General features: G+C 65.6%; 17 protein-coding genes and 1 pseudogene. 9 read left to right on the top strand and 9 right to left on the bottom strand.

The genetic code is table 11. From position 1 onward, the window contains the following. Positions 1–6: 6 nt before the first annotated feature. The 9 genes from BMX93_RS08135 to BMX93_RS08095 form a co-directional block, all read right to left on the bottom strand. Positions 7–1638 (bottom strand): M23 family metallopeptidase, encoded by a 1632-nt coding sequence (locus BMX93_RS08135; RefSeq protein ID WP_091969922.1) that lies wholly within the window; start codon positions 1636–1638, stop codon positions 7–9. 14 nt (positions 1639–1652) lie between these two features. Next, entirely contained in the window at positions 1653–2342 is a 690-nt protein-coding gene (locus BMX93_RS08130; RefSeq protein ID WP_091969960.1) for a hypothetical protein, read from the bottom strand. Between the two features lie 32 nt (positions 2343–2374). Continuing rightward, positions 2375–3388 (bottom strand): ParB N-terminal domain-containing protein, encoded by a 1014-nt coding sequence (locus BMX93_RS08125; protein ID WP_062820564.1) that lies wholly within the window; start codon positions 3386–3388, stop codon positions 2375–2377. Between the two features lie 6 nt (positions 3389–3394). Next, positions 3395–4255: a hypothetical protein gene (locus BMX93_RS08120; protein ID WP_091969920.1), complete on the bottom strand. Its 861-nt coding sequence runs from the start codon at positions 4253–4255 to the stop codon at positions 3395–3397. A 97-nt stretch (positions 4256–4352) separates the two neighbouring features. Then, positions 4353–4727 carry a hypothetical protein gene (locus tag BMX93_RS08115; RefSeq protein WP_091969918.1) on the bottom strand — a complete coding sequence of 125 codons (375 nt, stop codon included), beginning with the start codon at positions 4725–4727 and terminating at the stop codon, positions 4353–4355. Continuing rightward, a complete protein-coding gene (locus tag BMX93_RS08110) occupies positions 4724–5524 on the bottom strand; it encodes a DUF2637 domain-containing protein (protein ID WP_245725798.1) in 801 nt (266 codons plus the stop codon). The genes BMX93_RS08115 and BMX93_RS08110 overlap by 4 nt, the downstream gene beginning before the upstream one ends. After that, positions 5521–6408, bottom strand: coding sequence for a bifunctional DNA primase/polymerase (locus BMX93_RS08105; RefSeq protein ID WP_245725797.1), 888 nt, complete (start codon positions 6406–6408; stop codon positions 5521–5523). The genes BMX93_RS08110 and BMX93_RS08105 overlap by 4 nt, the downstream gene beginning before the upstream one ends. A 32-nt stretch (positions 6409–6440) precedes the next feature. Next, positions 6441–7520 (bottom strand): ArdC-like ssDNA-binding domain-containing protein, encoded by a 1080-nt coding sequence (locus BMX93_RS08100; protein WP_091969916.1) that lies wholly within the window; start codon positions 7518–7520, stop codon positions 6441–6443. 202 nt (positions 7521–7722) lie between these two features. Beyond that, the gene (locus tag BMX93_RS08095) at positions 7723–8691 is read right to left on the bottom strand and encodes a helix-turn-helix domain-containing protein (protein ID WP_062820570.1); all 969 of its coding nucleotides are present in this window, start codon (positions 8689–8691) and stop codon (positions 7723–7725) included. Positions 8692–8835: 144 nt separating this feature from the next. On the opposite strand from BMX93_RS08095, the gene BMX93_RS08090 reads away from it, so the two are divergent. From BMX93_RS08090 to BMX93_RS13315, 9 genes and pseudogenes are all read left to right on the top strand, one after another. Beyond that, on the top strand, positions 8836–9090 hold the full coding sequence (locus tag BMX93_RS08090) for a helix-turn-helix domain-containing protein (protein ID WP_055084159.1): 255 nt from the start codon (positions 8836–8838) through the stop codon (positions 9088–9090). Then, on the top strand, positions 9087–9740 hold the full coding sequence (locus BMX93_RS08085) for an N-6 DNA methylase (RefSeq protein ID WP_091969914.1): 654 nt from the start codon (positions 9087–9089) through the stop codon (positions 9738–9740). Before BMX93_RS08090 ends, BMX93_RS08085 begins: the two co-directional genes overlap by 4 nt. Next, the gene (locus BMX93_RS08080) at positions 9737–11404 is read left to right on the top strand and encodes an Eco57I restriction-modification methylase domain-containing protein (protein WP_091969912.1); all 1668 of its coding nucleotides are present in this window, start codon (positions 9737–9739) and stop codon (positions 11402–11404) included. The genes BMX93_RS08085 and BMX93_RS08080 overlap by 4 nt, the downstream gene beginning before the upstream one ends. Then, a complete protein-coding gene (locus BMX93_RS08075; protein ID WP_091969910.1) occupies positions 11397–13958 on the top strand; it encodes a DEAD/DEAH box helicase family protein in 2562 nt (853 codons plus the stop codon). Before BMX93_RS08080 ends, BMX93_RS08075 begins: the two co-directional genes overlap by 8 nt. A gap of 5 nt (positions 13959–13963) precedes the next feature. Beyond that, positions 13964–14800 (top strand): hypothetical protein, encoded by an 837-nt coding sequence (locus BMX93_RS08070; RefSeq protein ID WP_062818750.1) that lies wholly within the window; start codon positions 13964–13966, stop codon positions 14798–14800. A gap of 92 nt (positions 14801–14892) precedes the next feature. After that, positions 14893–18441, top strand: a complete 3549-nt coding sequence (mobF, locus tag BMX93_RS08065; protein WP_245725796.1) for a MobF family relaxase — start codon at positions 14893–14895, stop codon at positions 18439–18441. A gap of 111 nt (positions 18442–18552) precedes the next feature. Continuing rightward, positions 18553–19509: an AAA family ATPase gene (locus BMX93_RS08060; RefSeq protein WP_091969908.1), complete on the top strand. Its 957-nt coding sequence runs from the start codon at positions 18553–18555 to the stop codon at positions 19507–19509. Between the two features lie 83 nt (positions 19510–19592). Then, a complete protein-coding gene (locus BMX93_RS08055; RefSeq protein WP_245725795.1) occupies positions 19593–22112 on the top strand; it encodes a S8 family peptidase in 2520 nt (839 codons plus the stop codon). Between the two features lie 143 nt (positions 22113–22255). Next, positions 22256–22859: pseudogene (locus BMX93_RS13315) on the top strand (IS3-like element ISAar43 family transposase); the annotation flags it as partial.

The following is a 22859-nucleotide window of genomic DNA, read 5'->3' as shown; positions in this document are numbered from 1 at the left end:
TAATTGCTAGTTTTCCTTCACGGTGATGTGCAGGTGGTCGTAGTGGCCTCCGGTGATGTCAGATGGGTCGTGCATGCCGCCGCCGTTGTAGGGGCGCCAGCCCTCCGCGTCGCGGTCGATGTTCCAGATGGTGCCCTGCCAGATCAGGTAGTGGACGCCGAGGGTTTCGGCGTGGTCTTTGACCCAGTTGGTGACCTCCCACCCGGCCTCCAACTGCGCGGAGGTGGGGCGTGTCCCGATGGGGTTGCCGAAGGTGATGTCGCAGGCCCGCCCGAGTGGATGCTCGGACTTGGTGCCGCTGCGTGGCGAGTAGCAGGACCAGGAGGTGTCCGGGTAGGCCTGCTGGGTCTGGGCCATCACGTAGGCCATGCGTGCCGTGATCTGCCCGCCCGTGGTCGGATCATCCACGAGTGCGTCGGGGTCTCCTCCGGGGAAGGCAGCGGGGTCTCCCGCGGTGCTGGAGGTGGAGCAGCCGTCGGTGTCGGTGCTGCCGGTGGCTTCGGGCAGGTCGGCAGCGTTGTGGTCGTTGAGCCAGGGTGCCGGGTCGATGGCCTCATTGTCGGTGCCGCCGGGGCGGACCTCGAAGTGCAGGTGCGGACCTGTGGAGTGCCCGGAGGAGCCGACGTCGCCAATGTGTTGGCCCGCGGTCACGGATTGGCCTGCGGTGACGTGGATGCCGGTTTCCCACATGTGGATGTAGGCGGTGGCGAGGGTGGCGCCGTCGATGTGGTGTTCGATGACGATGATCCCGCCGCCCGATTCGGTGTATTGGGCGCGGGTGACGGTGCCGTCGGCGGCGGCCATGATCGGCGTGCCCTGCGGTGCGGCGAGGTCGATGCCGGAGTGGATGCGGGATTCCCCGTTGATCGGGTCAATGCGCGGCCCGAACTCGGAGGTCTGGACCCACGTTCCTTCCGGTAGCGGGAACACCACTCGGGAGGTTTCACCTGTCACCACTGGTATCGCGCCGGAACCGGAGCCGGTCCCGCTGGTGGTGAGGGTGGTAAGGATCTTGTCGGCGACGGGCGCGTAGTTGTCGTACCGGTCGGGGAAGGCGGAGACTTCCACGGCTTGGGCGGCTTCGCCCTTGCCCATCTGTTCCCAGCCGGGGATGTCCAGCAAGCCGCGAGGTGAGGGGTAGTTCGGTCCGGTGGGTCCGCCGAAGAATGCTGCGACCTGGTATTTCGGGTCCATGAGTTGGTCGACGCTGCCCCACCCGGATTGGGGGCGCATCTGGAACAGGCCGAGACTGTCGTGGTCTCCACCGTTCCCGTCGTTCGGGTAGTCCCCGGATTCGGGGTAGGTGCCGGTGTTGGCGAGCATCCGCAGGCTCGACTCGGTGAGCGCTGCCATGAGGGCGATCTGGAGCCCGTCGCGGGTGACGCCGTCGACCTTGGAGCCTTCGGTGATGATGGTCGCTGCGTGGGTGAGCTGCTGCCGGTTCAGGGTGAATGTTTCCCCGGCCGCGGTGGTCACCTCCAGTGAATCCGGGACGTTTCCGACGCTGACTCCTGCGCTGCCGGTGGTGGTGCAGGACGCGTTGGCGGCGGGGTTCATGATCAGTGCGACGCCGACCAGTCCGAGGGTGGGTCCAAGGAACATGAGAGCTGCGGTGAGGAGAGCGAGTTTCTTCAACATGCCGGGTCCTCCTGTCAGTTCAGGGGGTTGTCGAGCCCGGACAGGCGCAGCAGGTAGCAGTCGCTACCAGACGGGCAGGCGATGAACAGCGTGAACGCGACGTCCCGTTCTGCCGAGGTCGGTTTCCCGTTCCAGGTGCCGTCGCGGTGGCGGGTGCCGTGGATCGTGTAGGCGGTGGCACCCGCGGGGAGCTGGCCGGGATGCGCCTGTTGGACGGCCTGCGCCCATGAGTCCGGGACCCGGATCGAGTCGATGGTGAGGGTCTGAGCAGTGGCGTAGAGGCGCAGCTTGGCCCAGGCCTCACGGGTGGGCAGGTAGGTGGCGATGTCGGCTGCGAGTCCTGCCTGCTCGGCCCCGGTCGGGTCGCCAACGTCCAGGAGGGCGGCGGTGTAGTCCAGGGGCATGAGCGCGGTGGTGGTGTCCCAGGTGAACAGGGCGTGGGCGACATTGCCCGCGAACGTCTCCGGGTCCCGTCTGGCCCGAACCGGAGGCACCACCGGGCGCGACGGGGCCTGTGAAACTTCGGGTGATGGCGCCGTGGAGGCAGGTTCTGCCGGTGTCGGGGCCGGGCTCTCGGTCGGCGCGCCGTTGGGGCCGGTGAGAAGTCCGTAGGCGCCGAACACCACCAGCAACACCACGGCGGTTCCGGTGACGATGAGGGCGATGAGTCGGCGCCGGGCACGTGCGTCAGCAGGTGTCTTCATGACCGGCAGGTGCGCCACGCGCCCCCGACGCGTCAGATGGCCGTGAGCCTGGGCCGCTGTCCGACATCTGCGGGGCTGGCGAGGGCGGTGCGGATCTGGTCGGCGAAGGCCGTGGCCTGATCGACGAACGTGAAGAACTCGTCGATCTCGGTGCGAGTGAGCTTGTCGACCAGGACCGCGACGTCGAAGTGGTCCCACCAGCCAGGTGTGAAGGACTGCCAGGTGTGGACGAACGTGCGAGGAGGCCACGCCTCCCGATCCTCAACGACGGGCGCCTTCGGCCGCGACGAGGCTGAACGGCGTTTGCCTGCGGTGCGCTGCTCGGCGTGGAGTTTGGCGAGCGCCTCCTCGGCCAGGCGCGCGGCGTCCTGTGAGCGGGAGGTGGCGGCAGTGGTGGTGAGGTCGCGGACCCGCTGCCAGGCCGGATGCACGGCCGCACCCTGCTCGATCTGCTCCAGCTCCAGTTCTGCCTGACGGCGGACCTGCTCGGGCTGGCCGGGATCGTTGGCAGTGTCTTGGAGCCAGGTGACCTTGTCCAGCGTGGCGTAGGAGGCGCCGCCGGGGATCATGTCGGCGGCCTGCTTCCTGCGCTCCCCAGAAGACTCTGACGGTCCCGCAAATTTTGCGGGACCGTCGTCTCCGGGCTGATGCTCACTGGAGAACCGCGTCGCCTCTTGGCGTCGTTCAGCGTCTTCGCGCAGCAGGTCGGTGATCTCCCGGTAGAGGGTGGCCTGCTCCAATTGGGTGAGCGGCTTGTGGAGCACGTTGTCGTCCTGCTCGGCCAGCAGGTGTGCGAGCGGGTCTGAGATGCCTGAGCGTACCCAGACTCGGACGGTGTCCCACCCGAGCTGCCTGATCGCCCCGAGCCTGCGCGCTCCGCAGACGAGGACGCCGTCGGGGGTGATGGTGATCGGCTGGAGCAGCCCGTACCTGTCGATGGAGGCGGCCAGGGTGTCGAGGTCTCCGAGGTCGTGGCGGTGGCGTGCCCCGATCTGGATCGAACTCACGGTCCGTTCCAGTTCGATGTGCCCGTCGGTGGCGGCCATGGCATGTCACCTGGCCCTGCCTGGGGCCGCCAGGGCGATGGAGAGGATGAGGTCTTCATCGTGGAGGATCGAGCAGATGGGTTCCCCGATGACCAGGCGCATGAGAATCCCTCGCCCCGCAGGCATGGCCTGCAAGGCAGGGTGAGGATTCCCGAGCAGGGCGTGGAGCAGGACCGCCCAGGTGTCGCGCGTCAGGTCCAGGAACGCCAGGGCGTACTTGTCGTGGCGCAGCGCCTCGTATGCGGAGAGTCTGGAATGGGTGCGTGAGAGAGCGGTGGTCACGTAGTGGATCGCGGTCCGGGCCGTGTCGGGCGGCCAGCCCAGCCCGGTGAACAACGCGACGCACTCATCGACCGCGTTCAGGGCCGACAACTCCTGGGCCTGCGGCCCGGTGCCGTCACGGTCATCCTCGGTGTCGGGGTCGTCGATATGGTCGTAGACGTGGAAGGAAGGGTGGTAGTCCGACAGTGGGGTCTCCCGGTCGGACATTCTCTCGGGGTCGTGGACATCCTCGTACTTGCGGCGCCGGGCCTGATGCGTTGAGCACAGCAGGCCCTGGCCGCGCTCTTCGGCAACGCACGTGATCTGCACGGCGCGGGTGACCACGGCCCAGGGGTCTCGCGCCGTGCGGGTGGATTCGTTGCGCATCGCTTCGAAGGCGGCGCTGGCGGTCTCCCACGGGTCGAGCCCGTGTTTGCGGGCGAGCCCTGCGTACTTGTCGGCCGCGAAGGCGACGAGTGCACCGGCGGTGGGGTCGTGCTCCCAGCTGGCAGGGCCCGCCTCGTGGAGCCGGACGAGGACGTGGCGCAGGCCCTCACTGGTCGTGAAGTCCTCGCCATGCTCAGGGTGCGTGATCGTGGTGGTCATGGTTGCTGGCGCCTCCTTGACCCGTAGGTGCGCACCGGCTCCCACACCGCCAAGCGAGCGGGGCAACGGGCGACCTTGCGGGTCGGGCCGCTGGGGGTCAGGGGATGCCGACCGCATCGCGGGTGGTCGCGCGGTCCGCGTGCCCGCGGCCGAACGCGGAGACCGGTGGGAGCCTGCGCGCTCGTACCGCCAGGGCTCGTGCGCTCGTGGTGGCGGCGTGGCGGGAGCGGCGGGCCATGTCGGCCTGGAAGTCGATCCCCGCGCGCGCCACGCGCGAGCCGGTTCGGGCCATCAGGTCGGTGGGACGCACCCACTCCACCCCGCTCCCCACTCGGTGCTCTCGGCTCAGCGCGGGGTCGACGGCCGGATCGACCCTGCGAGACGTGTGGCTGGCTTCGATGGCGTCCGGTGTGCCCGTGGCGCCAGCGATGTCCCCGATCATTGGGTCTGGGGTCTGCTCGTCGGTACTCATGACTTCTCCTCGTGGATGTGGGCCTGATCACTCAGGCCCGCGGATATGTCGTTCGTGTCCGTCTCGTCGGCAGACACGTCGTCTACTGGGGCGTCTGCGACGGTGTGGGCGGTGAGCCAGCGGCCGACCGTGGAGGGGTGGACGTCGAGCTGGCGGGCGATCTGCTTGTTCGGCCACCCCAACTCGTGCAGGGCCGCGGCGCGCTCGCGTCGATCCGCCGAAGACTCCAAGCCGAGTACGTAGCTGATGGATGCGGGTTCGCTGCTGGGGTCGTCGGAAGTTGGCGCAGGTGACGTCAGAATTTCGGGACGGGCCAGGTCCGCTGACGTTGCGTCGTCGATGTCGGGCCACGCGCGGAGCGCAGCATCGGGAGGTTCCGCTGTGGCGTGAGGTTCGGGTGGTCGGGTGAGGATGACGGTCAGGTGGGTGATGGCCAGGAGCACGACGGGAGGGACCGCGGCAACGGCACCGGCGAGAATGCTGGGGACGTCGGCGTCGGCGGCGATGACGGCGTGGATGGCGTTGGCCGTCACCGAGACGCTGGCCCCGCCGATCAGTAGCGCCCAGGGATACCAGGAGGTGCGAGTTCCGGCCAGGGCGACGACGGCGACGGTGGCGACGACGATGATGCCGTCCACGATCAGCGGCCACGCCCACGCCTGCCCTGCCCCGATCCCTGAGCGCCGCGCGAGATCGGCGAGCGAGGTGAAAGACAACCAGAAGGCGCCCGCGGCGATGAACACGGTCCCCGCGACCGCCGTCATCACCGCCCAGCGGTGCCCCGTGATCGCGTTCATGGCAGGCTCCGAACCGGGCTCGCCGCTCTGGGCGGCGGATGCTCCAACGCCGCAGGCGCAGCACTGAGGCTGGTGGGTGCGGTGGTGACGGTCCGGTAGGCCGAACGCACCGTCACTGTCACTTCGCGCACGGAGAGCCCCGCCTGACCACCGGCAGTGGTGAGCACGTCGAGAGTTTGGCCCGGCGGGACGTGGTGTTCGGCCATGGTGCAGGCGGCCCAGAACAATCCGTGATTGCGTTCGCCCTCTTGAAGGCGTCCGACCCAGGCGGCGAGACGTTCAACATCGACCCCGTGATCCATCGACTGCGACCGCGGGCCGTGTGTCCGCGGCGGTGGTGGATCGAGGAAACGACGCAGCCGCCTCGCATCCAGGAGCTGCGGCTGGTCGCGGGTCACCTGCTCCAGCCGGTAGACGCAGCGCTGGCCGTCGATGACTCTGCTGGACGGAGGGGCGATGATGTAACCGCCGTCGCCGCGGAAGTCGATGCCTGCCCGTGCGGCTTGCCACGAGCGTTGTTCGGTGCCCGGGGTGGCTGGGTAGTAGGCGTGGAGCCCGTCACTGGGCGTCTGGATGAGGGCTTCCCACCCCGTCAAGAGTCCGGCACGGTCGGAGCGATCCAAGGCGACGTAGCCGTTGGCGGGCCCGTGGACATCCACGTCGACCACGACGACACCCGAGCGGGCGCCGGTAGGCATCCCGACATTCGCCCCTGGAGTCGACGCCCACCAGTGGCGGATCTGAGCATGGCTCGTGGTGGCGTCGTGGAATCCGTGCCGGGTCAGCGGCTGCTTCCCATTCACAGCGACGGGGAACACGGGAATTCCAGCAGATGCCATCGCCATCGCCGCCTCGCCCGTCGAGGCTCCAGGCGGCATGCGCATCAGCGTCTGTGTGAACGCGGACAGGCCGGGCATCACAGGCTCCTGGCCTCAGCGAGCACCGGTTCCCGCCGTGCCGGTGCCGCCCGATCCGCAGCAGCAGGCTGTCTCGGGGCGTCGCGGGTGGGGGTGTCGCGTTCGAGCCCGGGTGGGGTGCCGTTGCCGACCTGGGCGGTGTCGAGCTGATCGAGGATCTTCAGGGCGACCGACCGGACGCGCTCGCCGGTGGCTTTGACAACCTCGGCAGGCTCGCGTCCCTCCACCTGGGCGGCCCAGGTGGAGACGTACGGGATCGTGTAGCCGGAAGTATCCATGCCGTGGGCAGCACCGACCATGAGGGCGACGGATTCTGCCTCGACCTCGCCGATCCCGCGATGCTGCCGAGCCTCCTGATTGTCCGGCCCATGCATCAGGACATGGCCCAGCTCGTGGGCCAGAGTCTTGACCCGCGCCGCCGCATCCATGTCCGCCCGGACGGTCACGGTGTGGGCGAGGTAGTCGGTGACCCCGTTCGCCCCATGAATCAGCGAGGCCGACGCGGCGTCGGTCAGGGCGAACCCTGCGGCCTTCACCTGCGCGGCGAGCCCCTCCCACAAGCCTTCTGGGGCTTCGCCTTCCAGCAGCTTGGGGCGTGGGGGCTCGGGGATGTCGTCGCCTGCGGTCTGGGAGGCGTCCCACACGTAGGCCGGGCGCACCCCGACCATCTTCGAGCGCACCGTCTCACCGGGCCGGGGCTTGTCGAACTTGCCGAGCCTGCGCCACGACTCGGCATCCTGCGGGTTCGCCGAGGCAAACCGGCCCGTGATCGGCGCGATGATCTGATAGCCCGGCTGGCCCTTCTGAACCTGGCGGCCCAAACCCTGCCACTGCTTGTACCCCGCCACATACGACGGGGTCGGCTCGGGCACCAGGCCGCGCTCAAAGGCGGCGGCGTGCTGGGCCCAGATCAGCAGCGTGTTGTTGAAACTGCGCGAGCGGAAGTTCGCGGCGAACGCCAGCGCACGCTTCCAGTCCTCACCGGACACGACCTGATCGACGGCCGTGGCGAGTTTGTCGTGCAGCTCGTCGAGGCGTGCCTCACGGGCCGCGTGCTGGTCCTCTCCTCGTGGTGTCATCTCGCGCTCCTCCCGCCTCACGGCCTGTACCCCGGGGTGGGGCTGTGGCCATGAGGTGCGCCGAGGAGTCCTGCGAGATGGTGACGGTCAGTACAGTTGTGAAACGGGTGCCGAGCGCTGGGGGTCGCTGGCGGGGTTGGCCGTCAGGGACCCGGCGTGACACCTGACGCATCCTTCACTCATAGCAACGCAATAGTGGGTTCTACGAGGGGTCGGGGGTGTTCTCGTCCGTTTCCGGTCCAGGTGTGGCCAGATCCAGACCATGAGCCCGCCGCCGGTACTCATCGGGCGAGAGCCCGAGTTCGCGGACGAACTGGTGGCGGGCATGCGAGCGGCCCTCCCAACCGACCTGGCGGCCCACCGCCTCCACCGACCATCCTGGCTTCTCCCGCAGCAGGCGCGCCATCTCCTTGGCGCGAAGAGCCGCCAGGAACTGCACCGGCGGCAGCCCGTAGGACTCGTTGAACACGCGAGCCAGGTGCCGCCCGGAAATGTGGGCGACCTGCGCCATGTCCGCCAGCGACCACCTGCGCGACAGGTCCGCTTGGATGGCGTCCCCAACGGCGACGATCTCGGGCCGCAGCGGCGGGAACCTCCCGCCCACACCGTCCCCGGCCAAAGACACGACCGGCTCGCCGGGCAGTTCCCGGTATGGCATCAGCGGGACCAGGTCGGCAAGGAACCCGGCGAACACCGCCTCGATGTCGTAGAACCCGCCCCCAGCGTTCTGGATGGCCTCGGTGCGGTCGAGCAGATTCAGCATGTCAGCCGTCACCTGCGCGGGCGGCGTCGTGGCCCACATGTTGTGGCGGAACGCCTTGGCGGCGATCAGCTCGGCCTCGTGACGATCGCGCAGCAGCCCATTCAGCCGCCACGTGAGCTGGTCCAGCAGGTAGTCCAGGTTCACGAACGCGGTCGTCACTGTTGCGCTGGGCTCGGGGATCGCGCCACACAGGGTTCCGGCGCACACGATCACCAGCATCCCCGGCCGGGCGTGCGCGGTCCCGTGGCGGGAGTGCACGAACAGGCGGCCCTCACGCACCAGCATGAACCGCAGGCACATATACGCGACCGGCTCCACCACCCTGGTGGAGGACTCCGTCTCGACATGAATCGGCCCCGGTGCTCGCTGCCTGACAGCTCCTGCGCTGCCCGGGAAGATCCTCTCCATACCCCCATTGTCTCGCACTCACACCCCATTCGACGGGGATCGAACACGGTTGATTCCCGTTCAAACCCGATCTGAAACGGTCTGATCCGCTAGACTGGGCCCGTTTGGAGCTGTGCTGCCCCTACCGATCCAAGGAGGCACCTCGTGAGCGAGCCCTGGCTGTCCACAGATGAGATCGCGGCCCACCTCGGCGTCACCAAAGACACCGTCTACGCGTGGATCGCCGACAAGGGCATGCCCGCCCACAAGATCGGGCGCCTGTGGAAGTGCCAAGCCACCGAGGTCGACGAGTGGGTGCGCACCGGAGCAGCAGCCAGCGACAGTCCGCACATACATGACGGTGCTGGCCCCTACCCTGAGCAGGCAGGCACCCAGCCGAAACGGAAGGAGGGGCGATGAGCGCCAGCGAGACCGAACGCCTGGTCAAGTCCAAGCAGCGCGTCGCCGACCACGGCGAGGTCTTCACCCCCTCCTGGATGGTCGAGGACATGCTCAACCTTGTCCAGGAAGAATCCGAACGCATCGACTCCCGGGTCCTCGAACCGGCGTGTGGGTCGGGGAACTTCCTCGTCCCTGTCCTGACCCGCAAACTCCTGACCGTGGCCGCCAAGCATGGCAAGAGTGACTTCGAGAAGCGCCACTACGCCCTGTTCGCCCTGATGTGCACCTACGGCATCGAACTCCTGCCCGACAACGCCGCGGAATGCCGCGACAACCTCGCCACCCTGTTCAACGCCTTCCTCGGCATCGACCAGGATGACGACTGGGCCCGTGCCGCCCGAGCCGTCCTTGCTGTGAACATTGTCCAGGGTGACGCCCTGACCATGACCACCCCGAGTGGTGGGCCGATCACGTTCGCCGAATGGGGGTACCTGGGCAAGGGGAAGTTCCAGCGCCGCGACTTCCGCTACGACGAGCTGACCCAGCGCTCCGCATGGGAGGCCGAAGGGTCCCTGTTCGCCGACATGGGCGCCGACCTCTTCGCCCCGCAAACCACATACCCGACGATGACGGTGACGGACCTGGCCGGGCAGGTGACCGTCGCATGAGTATCACCCAGGCCCCGTTCGCGCTGCGCGGCCACAACCCCGACGTGCTGACTTGCATTGCGAATCTGTCCAACGACGAAGTGTTCACGCCGCCCGAGCTGGCCAACGCCATGCTCGACCTCCTCGCTCAGCGGTGGGCCGACGCTCACGACGGCGCCGACATCTGGTCCGACCCGAACGTCACGTTCCTGGACCCATTCACGAAGTCCGGCGTGTTCCTGCGCGAGATCACCCGCCGCCTCACCGACGGCCTGTCCCGAGTCTTCCCTGACCGGACCAAGAGGGTCGACCACATCCTCACCCGGCAGGTCTACGGCATCGGCATCACCCAGCTCACCGCCCTGCTGGCCCGCCGCTCCGTGTACTGCTCCAAGTACGCCAACGGACCCCACTCCATCGCCAGATCGTTCGACAGCGAGGACGGGAACATCTGGTTCCAGCGCACCGAACACACCTGGACCGGGGGCACGCGCGAATACCGCGCCGACCCGTACACCGGAGACGAGAAGGTCGTCTACACGCGCCGCAAGTGCCGCTACTGCGGGGCTGGCGAGGACGACTACGGGCGCGGCGACGAGCTGGAGACGCACGCCTACGCCTTCATCCACACCGACGACATCAAAGCCCGCATCCGCGAGCTGTTCGGAGACACCATGCAGTTCGACGTCATCATCGGCAACCCGCCCTACCAGCTCTCCGACGGCGGATACGGGACCTCCGCAGCGCCGATCTACCAGCACTTCGTCGAGAAGGCCCTCGGCCTTGACCCACGATTCGCCGTATTCGTCACCCCCTCGCGCTGGATGGCAGGCGGCAAAGGCCTCGACGAGTACCGCAAGACCATGCTCGCCGACCACCGGATGCACGACATCGTCGACTACCCCAAGCTCTACGAAGCTTTCCCCGGGGTGAAGATCCGCGGCGGAGTTTCCTACTTCCTGTGGGACCGCGACTACGACGGCCCCTGCACCATCCAAACCATGTGGGACGGCCAGCCCGTCGGCGAACCCGTTGCTCGCTACCTCGACGCCTACGACGTCCTCGTCCGATGGAACGCCGCCGTTCCCATCCTCGACAAAGTGCGAGCCAAGCACGAACCGACACTCGACGCCCGTGTCTCAAGTCGTAAGCCTTTCGGCTTGGCGACAAACTTCAAAGGCAAGAAGACCTCAGCCCGCATGTCGGAGCCTGTACGGCTATTTGCGAACCAGAGAACTGAATGGACGGAGCGTTCCGCTCTCCCAATCAACGAGTCGTGGGTGGACGACTGGAAAGTTCTCATGACGGCGGTTCAGGGCACGAGCGCCGCCGTTGAGACCAAGTTCCTCTCCAAGCCGATCATCGCCGGACCCGGTACGGCCTGCACCGAGACCTACCTCATTGCAGGCAAGTTCGACACTGAGCTGGCCGCCAAGAGGTACGCGATGTACCTCAGTTCCCGGTTCGCACGATTCCTTGTCTCGCTTCGCAAGTCCACACAGCACGCCACTCGCGACGTCTACGCCTTTGTCCCGGACATCCCGCTCGACCGCGACTGGACTGACCAGATGCTCTACCAGCGCTACGGGCTGACTGACGGGGAAATCGAGTTCATCGAGTCTCAAGTCGCGCCGCACGACAGCACCCTGTTCGACGACATTGAGGCAGACGACGCCGATGAGTAGGCCTGACGATGAGCTGTTCCCTGTCAAGCCTGCGGCGCGGCTGCGAATCTATGCGTGGACCCCGAACGATCCGCCCGCCGGGTATGTGGGTTTGATCAAGGTCGGTCAGACGACGAAGACGGATGTCAACGACCGGATCCGTGAGTCTCAGGGGCAGATGCAGCAGGCCTACACGCTCCACGTCGATGAGTCGGCCGAGCGTGAGGATGGGTCGTTCTACCGCGACAGTGACGTCCGGCGCCGCCTGGTGGCCAAGGGCTTCGAGAATCCGGTCTTCGGGTCGGCCAGGGAGTGGATGCGCTGCACGCCCGACGATGTGCGTACGGCGATCACGGAGCTGCGCACCGGCACCCAGCTTTCGGGCACGCACCATGAGACGTTCGCGATGCGCCCGGAACAGGCCGAGGCTGTGGAGAAGACGTCCGAGTACTACGACTCGATCTGGGCCGAGGACGCGGACGCGGTACCGAGGTTCTTGTGGAACGCGAAGATGCGGTTCGGCAAGACCTTCGCCTCATACCAGCTGGCGAGGAAGTTGGGGGCGCGTCGGGTTCTGGTGCTGACGTTCAAGCCCGCCGTGGAGGACGCCTGGCAGACCGACTTAGAGTCCCACGCAGACTTCAATGGCTGGCAGTACCTGTCGAAGGCCACCGGCGGCACTCCTGACGAGATGGACCGGGAGCGTCCGCTCGTGTACTTCGGGTCGTTCCAGGACCTGCTCGGCCGGGACAAGAAGACCGGGTTGATCAAGGCGAAGAACGAGTGGGTCCACACCACACCGTGGGATCTGGTGATCTTCGACGAGTACCACTTCGGTGCGTGGCGGGAGTCAGCGAAGGAACTGTTCGAGGGCGAGGACGAGAAGGTCGCCAAGAAGGAGCTGGCCGCCGAATACCACGACGGGCTGGTCGCGTTCGATGAGGAACTCGACGAGCTGGGCAACGACGAGGACGAGTTCCTGCCCATCACGACACGCGCCTACCTGTATCTGTCGGGGACCCCGTTCAAGGCGTTGGCGACGGGTGAGTTCATTGAGGAGCAGATCTTCAACTGGACCTACACCGACGAACAGCGCGCGAAACAGCAATACGCGGCGGAGCATCCGGGTGAGTGGAATCCGTATGGGGCGCTGCCGGAGATGCGACTGTTCACCTACCAGATGCCTGATGAGCTGATCTCGGTGGCGAGCCAGGGCGAGTTCGACGAGTTCGACCTCAACGCGTTCTTCGAGGCCACCGGTACCGGCGTCATGGCGGAGTTCGTGCACAAGTCGGATGTGCAGAAGTGGCTGGACATCATCCGCGGCGCCCACATGCCCACCCAGCTCGACGCGATGCGGATGGGTACCCGCCCGCCGTTCCCGTACTCGGATGCTCGCCTGCTGCCGTACCTTCAGCACTCGTTCTGGTTCCTGCCGACCGTCGCCGCCTGCCAGGCCATGGAGAACCTGCTGGCTGAGCGGCAGAACGTGTACTGGCATGACTACACGGTGCTCACCGTTGCAGGCCCCGACGCTGGCATCGGGCTGGACGCGCTGCCGCCGGTGCGTGAGGCGATCAAAGATGGGCACGACACGAAGACGATCACCCTGTCGTGCGGGAAGCTGACGACCGGGGTGACGGTCAAGCAGTGGTCGTCGATCCTCATGCTGCGCAACCTCAACTCTCCCGAGACGTACTTCCAGGCCGCGTTCCGGGTCCAGTCCCCGTGGTCGATCAAGAATCCCGACGGGGACGACCCGAGTGAGGAGCTGATCCTCAAGCCCGCGTGTTTCGTCTTCGACTTCGCCCCCACCCGGGCGCTGCGCCAGATCTCCGACTACGGGATCGGCCTGTCCCCAGAAGCCCCCAACCCTGAGCACGCGGTCGAGGAGCTGGTGAAGTTCCTGCCCGTGCTGGCCTATGACGGGTCGAACATGACGCAGGTCGATGCGGGTGGCATCCTCGACATCGCCATGTCCGGAACGTCCGCGACCCTGCTGGCCCGCAAGTGGGAGTCCGCGATCCTCGTCAACGTCGACAACGACACGCTGCGCCGGATCATGGGCAACGAGGACGCTATGAACGCCGTGATGAACATCGAAGGCTTCCGGGCCCTCGGGTCGGCGATCTTCGAGACCGTGGTCAACAAGTCCGAGCAGGTCAAGGCCACCAAGAAGGATCGCGGTGAGGACTTGACCCCGAAGGAGAAGAAGGAACTCTCCGACGAGGAGAAGGAGTACAAGTCCAAGCGGAAGCAGATCCAGGAGAAGCTGGTCAAGTTCGCGACCCGCATCCCCGCGTTCATGTACCTGACCGACTTTCGGGAGAACACCCTCCAGGACGTCATCACCAAGCTGGAGCCCGACCTGTTCAAGGCCGTCACCGGCCTGACCGTGGCCGACTTCAACCTGCTGGTCAACCTCGGAGTCTTCAACGCCACCCACATGAACCAGGCCGTCTTCGCCTTCCGCCGCTACGAAGACTCCTCCCTGTCCTACACCGGCATCGAATCCCACAAGGGCCTACGCCACTACGGCCTCTACGACACCGTCGTCGCCATCGACCAGGAGTGACCCCGATGGCGCACACAACGTTCGACAACACGGTGAAGTCCATGCTCGAAGACCTCTTCGGGATGCCGAGTGGCTACGTCATGGACTTCAGCAACGCGAGCTTCGCCTCGTTCGTAGAGCCGTGGATTGGCGTCGATCCTTACGACAGATACCAAGGCTCGAAGGCCGCTGTGCTCCGCCAGATCTGGGCCAAGGAGCCCTCCGAGGTCGTCGCACAGCTCAACTTGGATCTTCTGGATCACTGGCGATTCATCGCACGCCGCGACGAGAAGACGCCGACCGCCTACGAGCAAGATGTGATCGACACCGCCACCGCTGTCTTCCAGTCAGCCAGCATTCCGGCACTCTCCGCTGACGACGTTGCATTCCTCAACAAGGACCTTGGCACCCTCAACCTTGATGCGCTCCCATCCGAACTCACCGCTGGGCAGGTCATCGCCGACAGGATGGGCGAGATCGACCGAGCACTGGACGCCGACGCGCCGTTGGCGGTCATCTTTCTCGTCGGCAGCACGGTCGAGGGACTGCTTTCCGAAGTTGCGATGGGTCACCGAACCGAGTTCCTCAGGTCCCCTGCGGCGCCCATGCTGAAGGGCAAGACGAAGCCATTGGATCAGTGGAGCCTGTCGGAGTTGATCGCCGTCGCGCGGGCGTGTGGTGTCCTGAGCGAGGATGTCGCCAAGCACGCCGACCAAGTCCGGAACTTCCGCAACTACATCCACCCCAGACAGCAGCTCAAAGAGGGCTTCGCACCCCGGATCGAGACAGCCAGGATCGCCCAGCAGGTCCTCAAAGGCGTCCTCGCAGACCTCGAACAGTTGGCCGCCAGCCCCACCTCCTGAGCCTCCATTCGAGCCGCCACGCCTCTGGCAGATCGAGGCCCCGGTGGACCGGGTAGTTCACCTCCTTCCTGACACAGGGAAGGTGAACGGGCGTGACGGTCTCGATGCGGGTGATGTCGGCCGGGGACGGCTACAAGTACCTCCTGCGCACCGTCGCCGCCGGGGACGGGAACCGGTCACTGTCGACGCCACTGACCCGCTACTACAACGCGGAGGGCACTCCTCCTGGCCGGTGGATGGGCAGCGGCCTCCCAGCGCTCGGGACCGGCCAGGTCACCTCGGGCGACGAAGTCAGCGAAGCCCAGCTCCAGCTCTTGGTGGGGATGGGCCGCGACCCCGTGACGGGCGCGCCGCTCGGCCGGGCGTATCCGGTCTACAAGACGGTCACGCAACGTATCGAGGAGCGCACTGCAACCCTCGACCAGCACCTTGACCCGGCCGCGCGTGCCCGCGCAATCGCTGCAATCGAGGCCGAAGAGGCCGAGCGCGGGACGCGGAGGGCCGTTGCAGGATTCGACTTCACGTTCTCAATCCCGAAATCCGCCAGCGTGCTGTGGGCCGTCGCTGACGCAGGCACGCAATCCCTGATCGCCCAAGCCCACCATGACGCCGTTGCCGACATGATCGCCTTCATGGAGCGTGAGGTCGCCGCCACCCGCACCGGCACGACCGCAGGCGACGGCGCGGTCGCCCAGGTCGACGTTCGCGGTGTCATCGCCACCGCCTACGACCACTACGACTCCCGTGCCGGTGACTCGCACCTGCATACGCACGTGGTGATCAGCAACAAGGTCCAGACCGTGCTGGATGGCAAGTGGAGGTCTCTGGACAGTCGCCCGATGCACGGCGCGACCGTCGCGCTCTCGGAGTTGCACGAGGCCGTCTTTGCCGACCACCTGACACGGATGCTCGGGGTTGAGTGGGAGGCACGGGCCCGCGGTCGGGACCGCAACCCGGCATGGGCGATCACTGGCGTTCCCGAAGAGCTGGTTGCGGAGTTCTCGACCCGTGCACGCCATATCGACGAGGTAACCGACCGGCTGATCGACACGTACGTGGCCGGGCACGGGCGGCGTCCGTCGGCTGCGACGATCATGAAGTTGCGCGCCCAAGCAACACTCTCCACTCGGCCCGAGAAGACGGTGCACTCCCTGGCCGACCTCACCGCAGCCTGGCGCAACCGCGCCACTGCTGTGCTGGGTCAGGATGCAACCGGGTGGGCACGCAGGGTTGTAGCCAACGAGCAGCCGCTGTTGCTGAGGGCCGACGACATATCGCTCGACGTTGTTCGCGCCCTTGGTGAGAATGTCGTGGCGGCGGTCGGCGAGAAGCGCTCAACGTGGCGGCGTTGGAATCTCACCGCCGAAGCAGCCCGCCAGACCATGGACTACCGGTTCGCCACCACCCAGGACCGCGAAGCCATCGTCGCACTGGTCGTGGACGCCGCCGAAGCGGTGTCGCTCCGGTTGACGCCGTTCGAACTGGCCTCCAGCCCCGCAGCGTTTCGCCGCCCGGACGCGACCTCGGTCTTCCGGCCGAAGAACTCCACTATCTACTCCTCCCACCAGCTCCTCGACGCCGAGGACCGGCTTTTGGAGCGCAGTCATGACACCACCGGCCCGACAGTCGGTCTGAGGACGATGGAACGCATCGCCAGGCGTCCTGACTCCGATGGACGCGTGCTGGGCGAGGACCAATCCGACGCGCTCGTACGGATCGCAGTGTCTGGCCGTGTCTTGGACGTGCTGGTCGGTCCCGCGGGTGCTGGGAAGACCACTGCGATGAACGCCTTGCGTCGAGCCTGGGAGACCGAGCACGGTGCGGGCTCCGTCGTTGGGCTGGCGCCGTCGGCGGGTGCCGCCCAGGTTCTGGCGGAGGATCTGGGGATCGCGACGGAGAACACGGCGAAATGGTGGCAGAGCCACCAGACCACGGGCGCCACGTTCAACGCCGGGCAACTCGTCATCGTGGACGAAGCGTCGCTTGCAGGCACGCTCTCCCTTGATCGCATCACCCGCCTCGCCGCCGAAGAAGGCGCGAAGGTGCTGCTGGTCGGCGACCACGCGCAGCTCCAGGCTGTCGATGCGGGCGGTTCATTCGGGCTGCTGGTCCACGACCGAGGCGACGCCCCGGAGCTGGTGGACGTCCATCGCTTCACCCACGCGTGGGAGAAGACAGCATCCCTCGATTTGCGGCATGGACGCACCGATGTCATCGACAGCTACGATGCTCACGGCCGCATCCACGATGGAGAGACCGAGGAGATGATCGACTCCGCCTACACCGCCTGGCGCGCCGACCTGCTGGCAGGCAAAGCCACTGTCTTGGTGTCGGACTCCAACGAGTCGGTCACCGCCTTGAACACGCGAGCCCGCACCGACCTCATCCTCGATGGGGCCGTCCGGGGCCCAAGGGAAGTCGACCTCCACGACGGGACGCGCGCCGCCACTGGCGATGTCGTCATCACCCGACGCAACGATCGACGCCTGCGGGCCGGGCGGGGATGGGTGCGCAACGGTGACCGTTGGAACGTGATGGACGTCCGTGACGATGGCTCCATCGCCCTCCAACGCGCTGGAGCAAAGTGGGGTGCGACGGTCATCGTCCCCGCGGACTACGTCGCTGAGCACGTGGAACTCGGGTACGCGGTCACCTCATACCGGGCGCAAGGCATCACCACCGACACCGCGCACGTCCTCGTCGATTCGGCGATGACCCGGGAGAACCTGTACGTGGCCATGACTCGCGGGCGGGACGCGAACGTCGCCTACGTCGCCGTCGACCAACCCGACGCCGCTCACGATGTTCCGCACCCCGGCGACAACCAGGCCGCCACCGGCCGAAGCGTCCTGTACGGCGTTCTTCAGCATGCGGGTGCAGAACTATCGGCTCACGAGACGATCGCGGCCGAGCAGGAGGCCTGGGGGTCGATTGCGCAGCTGGCTGCCGAGTACGAGACCATCGCCGCAGCCGCCCAACACGACCGCTGGGCCACCCTCATCCAGCACTCAGGACTCACCGAGTCCCAGGCTGCCGAGGCGCTGGCATCCGACGCCTTCGGACCGCTCACCGCAGAACTTCGCCGCGCAGAAGCCAATCACCACAACGTCGATGCCCTCCTACCGCGATTGGTCCGAGCCCGGCGACTCGAGGATGCAGACGACGTCGCAGCAGTTCTCCACCACCGTCTCGCCATGGCCACTGCACGCCCAGCCGGATCGGGACGCGCCCGCAAGGCGCCACGCCTCATCGCCGGGCTCATCCCGGAAGCCACCGGCACCATGAGCGACGAAATGCGACAGGCCCTCAACGAACGCCGCGACCTCATCGAAGCCCGTGCCGACGCTGTCCTCGATAATGCGCTCGCTGGCGCCGCGCCGTGGACCGCGGAGCTGGGACCTCGGCCCACGAACGCAAAGATGCTGACCACCTGGCGAGGTTCCGCCCGGGTGGTGGCTGCCTACCGGGACCGGTACCACATCAGCGGCGATACACCACTCGGCACCATGACAGCATCCGACGGACAGAGGCTCGACGCCGCGCGGGCACGCGCAGCGGTCGATGCAGCGCCGACGACCACCGCGGCTGCTGCGCATGAGGCCAAGGGGCAAGCAAGACGAAGCACCGCGCGGTCGCTGTAAGGCAACATCGAGCAAGTGCTCGATCGAGTGTCGGCGCGGGCACGTGGTCGCCAAGGCGAACGCCGGTAGACTGTACATGAGATGTGACCAACGACTGAAGGAGGTGGAGCGGTGCCGCGCGCTGATCTCCTCCTGGATCTCGTCGAAGCCGAACGCCGTGGCGACAGGGACCGTTTTAAGGTGCTCGTTGAGTCGGTGATCGCGGAAGAGCGTGCCAACCAGCATCACCTTCTGGCAGACCGCTTATCTCAACTCATCACCACGACGGGGCAGGGCCCTGTCCGTGATGACAGGGCGGCCGCCATCAGGGATCTCGTGCATGAAGTTGTCCCCAACCGTCGGCTGAGCGATCTTGAACTCGCGCCCGTCCCACACCGGGTCGTGACGGAGCTGATTGAAGAACAGAAGCGCGCAGAGTTGTTGCGGAGTTACGGCATTGAGCCACGGAATCGACTCTTGCTGTCTGGCCCTCCAGGCAATGGCAAGACGAGTGTTGCGGAAGCGGTCGCGACGGAGTTGATGCTGCCGTTCTACGTGATTCGCTATGAGGGTGTGATGTCGAGTTTCCTTGGCGAAACGGCCGCACGCCTCGATAATGCCTTTGAATTCGCACGCACTCGTCGTTGTGTTCTGTTCTTCGATGAGCTGGATACCATCGCCAAGGAGCGAGCGGACGAGCATGAAACTGGCGAGATAAAGCGAGTGGTTTCCACATTGCTTCTCCAAATCGACCGACTCCCACCGCATGTAATATTCATCGGGGCGACGAATCACGGCGAGTTGTTGGATAGAGCGGCATGGCGGAGGTTCCAGATTAGAACGGAGCTAGAACCTCCAAGTCGATCTCAAGCTACGAGATTCCTGGAGCGGCTTGCCGATCGTTTCGGTGGAGACCTTGGATTTGCTCCAAGGACTCTGGCGGACAAGTTGGCTGGCGCAAGCTTCGCCGAACTGGAGGAGTTTGCGCTCGATGTCCGCAGACGTGCCGTGCTGGAACTTCCAGATGTGAATCTTCGGAAAATCGTCCAGGAGCGGCTTGAACATCGCCGGGGAGAGGCGAGCTGGTGACGGCCGACCGTAGGCCGCTCCTGGCGTTTGGACCACCAGTTGCTAGTGCTCGACCAAAGCAGGCGCTACGAAGCCTTCCGCGCTTGTCCAGGCCGGGAGCGGCTCGGCAGGGCGAGCGGCTGACGCCACAGTTCAAGGTCCTCAAAGATGCGTTCGCGAGCGAGCGTGCTCGGCTGAGCCTCGAAGCGCCCGATGAGATCGACCCGGCACTCGTTGTCGTGTTCGATTTGGCTGGAACCGTCAAAGATTTTCAAAACGCGATAAACCGCGTCGAAGGTTTGGAGTTTCTATCGGAACTCGTCGCCGACCGCTCCACTCCTGACGACGACTTTCACATGGTTGAACGTACTGGTGAACGAACGGACAAACGCGTAGCGCACTCTCTATACCTTGTCATGTCGAACTCAAAGGCTATTGACGAATTGCTTCGTCTCTTCACACTGTGGCAGGCAGGCCCGTCGGCAGCGTTCGAGTATGGTCTCGGAAAGTTCAAGGCTGCGTTCGAGCAACTCACTGCGATCCGTCGATGGAGCGCTGAGGACCGCATCCGAGAGACTGGCCTTCTTGAGAGGTGGGAAGAGACTGTCAGCATGATCGGGCAGTCGGTCAGCACTGTGCTGGTCGAAGTCGAGCTGTGGCATCGTCGGAACTCTGAACAGCGGACGTTAGCTGAAGCCCATGTCGAACACATCGTCACCTCAAGTGGTGGTCGTGTCGTGGACCGGTCACAAATTGTCGAGATTGAATACCATGCGTTATTGGTCGAGCTTCCGATCCAGCAGGTTCAATATGTGCTTGCCAACGGGGCCGAGGCGATACGCCTCCTCGCGAGTGATGATGTCATGTTTGTGAGCCCCTTCACGCCGATGAGCGTTTCTCCAACTACTCTTGAGCCAGAGGCGTTGACCGACCTGCTACCCGCCGAGCGGAGTGACGGCAAACCTCGGGTAGCTTTGCTCGACGGGCTGCCGTTTGCAAACCATGTCGCGCTCCAGGGGCGTCTCCTGATCGACGATCCCGACGGATTGGGCGAAGCTTATCCTGTCGCTGCACGTCACCACGGAACAGCGATGGCATCGCTCATCATTCATGGTGATATCACAGAAGGTTCGGAACCTCTTGACCGTCCCCTATACGTCCGACCAATCCTCCGACCCCATGAGTTCATTGCTGGGCAGGAGCAGGTAGTCCCGGATCGTCTACTTCCTGATCTGCTTCATCGCGCAATCAGACGGATGATGGTCGGCGAGGGCAATCAACCTGCCGCAGCGCCGAGCGTCCGGGTTGTCAACTTGTCTATTGGGGCGCAGACGCGAGCGTTGACACGAATAATGAGTCCGGCTGGACGGCTTTTGGACTGGCTCGCAAGCTCTTACAACCTTCTTTTTGTCGTAAGTGCGGGGAATCACGTAGACGAGCTCACGATTCCCAGCGAGGCCACGCGTGACGTCGCCGCGGCCCGTGTTGCTGCGACGCGCGCCGTGTACGGTTCCGGCCTCCTCCGTGGCATCCTGCCGCCCGGTGACGCGCTCAATGCGCTAACTGTCGGTGCGAGTCACTCTGATGCACTCGGTGAGGTTGAGGCGACCGACACTGTGTGGGACATCACTCGGCCGGATGCTCCAGCTCTCTATGAAGCTGTTGGGCCTGGTGTCGACCGATCCATCAAGCCCGACTTGCATCACAGTGGTGGCCGTGCGCTTTACACGCGACCAGTCATCGATCCAAATCAGGAACGAGTGTCGATCTCCCTGGCGCGCACCGGCGCAACTGGGCCGGGGCAACAAGTAGCGGCTCCAGGAACTGGTGGTGCCGTCAACCGCACGGCGTTTACGCACGGCACTAGCAATGCGACCGCCCTCGTGACCCGCGAAGCCAGCAGAATCTTCGACATCCTCGAAGCTGACCAGCCTGACGCTGAGGATGCCCCGCTGCCGGACCCGCAGTACCATCCACTTCTTGCTCGGGCCCTTCTCGCTCATGCAAGCAGCTGGGGAATCTGGGAGGAGACGCTCCGTCATGATTTGGGCCTCAGCGGCCAGGAAGCGCGTCGTCAGCTGACCGCCATGCTCGGGTATGGTCGTCTCGATTTGGATCGACTCGCTACGGCTGCGACCAACCGGGCGGTGATGCTCGCTGGTGGTCATATCGGGCGAAACGAGCGACATACTTACGAGGTTCCTCTGCCAATCTCGCTGCGCGCGAAGGCGGAGTGGCACCGCTTCACGATCACCCTCGCGTTCGCGGCACCAACCGTCGGTCAGCTGGCTCGATATCGCAGTGCGAAGGTCTACTTCAGTACGCCGGATACGAAGCTTGCAGGTGGAGATCGTTCGGATGCCGAGCGCAACGCAGTTCGAAGGGGGAGTCTTCAGCACGAGATAGTGCAGGGATCCCGGGCGATGTCCTTCGTCGAAGGAGATAGTTTTCCAATACACGTGGAATGCATGGATGATGCTCAACGACTTCCTACCAGTAGCACAATCCGATATGCGTTAGTTGTTTCCGTCGAGACCGCAGAACGAACGTCAAACACGATCTACGAAGAGGTACGTGACCGTCTGCGTGCACGCGCCCTTGTCCAGAATCGCATCAGACCATAGCTGCGCCCGCGTCCACCTTCCTGCGTGGGCCACGTGTTTGTTCGTCCCACGCGGTGGCCCTGGGCTGACCCCGTCTGGTAGGTCCGGTGGTTGTGTGAGTCGTCCTGTTGCCCGGGGGTCCGGGCAGGGAGACTGGTCAGATCATGACGAACAGCAGGAAGCGTCACACTCCGGAGCAGGTCGTCCGTAAGCTCGGGCAGGCCGACAGGATGCTCGCGGGCGGGAGCGACATCGCCGGGGTGTGTCGAGAGCTCGGAGTGTCCGAGCAGACGTACTACCGGTGGCGGAACCAGTACGGCGGATTGAAGGCCGACGACGCGAAGCGGCTGAAGGAGCTCGAGAAGCAGAACGCCACGCTCAAGCGGCTGCTCGCCGAGGCAGAGCTCGAGAAGGCTGCCCTGCGGGAGCTGGCTGAGGGAAACTTCTAGGCCCGGGCAGGCGCCGCGCCGCCGTCGACCACCTCAAGCGCAAGCTGCGGGTGAGCGAACGAATGGCGTGCCGTCTGGCCGGGCTGAGCAGGTCCGCATACCGTCGCCCGCTCCAGGGCGAGACGACAGCCGACCCGGACCTGGCGTTGCGGGACTGGCTGCGGGCGTATGCGAAGAAGCACCCGCGGTGGGGATACCGCAGGGCCTACCACGATGCCCGCGGCGAGGGGTGGGTCGTGAACCACAAGAAGATCCAACGGCTCTGGCGCGAGGAAGGGCTGCGCGTCCCGCAGCGGCGTCGCCGCAAACGCGTTGGGGG

The sequence above is a fragment of the Propionibacterium cyclohexanicum genome (genome assembly GCF_900111365.1).
Lineage (GTDB): Bacteria > Actinomycetota > Actinomycetes > Propionibacteriales > Propionibacteriaceae > Propionibacterium > Propionibacterium cyclohexanicum.
This window is presented reverse-complemented; position numbering and strand designations above follow the sequence as displayed.

Bases quoted from the DNA above. Each gene is read 5' to 3' on its own strand.
- BMX93_RS08075 (WP_091969910.1), top strand. From the start codon at position 11,397: ATGAGTAGGCCTGACGATGAGCTGTTCCCTGTCAAGCCTGCGGCGCGG.
- BMX93_RS08105 (WP_245725797.1), bottom strand. From the start codon at position 6,408: ATGCGCATGCCGCCTGGAGCCTCGACGGGCGAGGCGGCGATGGCGATG.
- BMX93_RS08120 (WP_091969920.1), bottom strand. From the start codon at position 4,255: ATGACCACCACGATCACGCACCCTGAGCATGGCGAGGACTTCACGACC.
- BMX93_RS08100 (WP_091969916.1), bottom strand. From the start codon at position 7,520: ATGACACCACGAGGAGAGGACCAGCACGCGGCCCGTGAGGCACGCCTC.
- BMX93_RS08095 (WP_062820570.1), bottom strand. From the start codon at position 8,691: ATGGAGAGGATCTTCCCGGGCAGCGCAGGAGCTGTCAGGCAGCGAGCA.
- BMX93_RS08125 (WP_062820564.1), bottom strand. From the start codon at position 3,388: ATGGCCGCCACCGACGGGCACATCGAACTGGAACGGACCGTGAGTTCG.
- BMX93_RS08080 (WP_091969912.1), top strand. From the start codon at position 9,737: ATGAGTATCACCCAGGCCCCGTTCGCGCTGCGCGGCCACAACCCCGAC.
- BMX93_RS08070 (WP_062818750.1), top strand. From the start codon at position 13,964: ATGGCGCACACAACGTTCGACAACACGGTGAAGTCCATGCTCGAAGAC.
- BMX93_RS08115 (WP_091969918.1), bottom strand. From the start codon at position 4,727: ATGAGTACCGACGAGCAGACCCCAGACCCAATGATCGGGGACATCGCT.
- BMX93_RS08130 (WP_091969960.1), bottom strand. From the start codon at position 2,342: ATGAAGACACCTGCTGACGCACGTGCCCGGCGCCGACTCATCGCCCTC.
- BMX93_RS08135 (WP_091969922.1), bottom strand. From the start codon at position 1,638: ATGTTGAAGAAACTCGCTCTCCTCACCGCAGCTCTCATGTTCCTTGGA.
- BMX93_RS08085 (WP_091969914.1), top strand. From the start codon at position 9,087: ATGAGCGCCAGCGAGACCGAACGCCTGGTCAAGTCCAAGCAGCGCGTC.
- BMX93_RS08110 (WP_245725798.1), bottom strand. From the start codon at position 5,524: ATGAACGCGATCACGGGGCACCGCTGGGCGGTGATGACGGCGGTCGCG.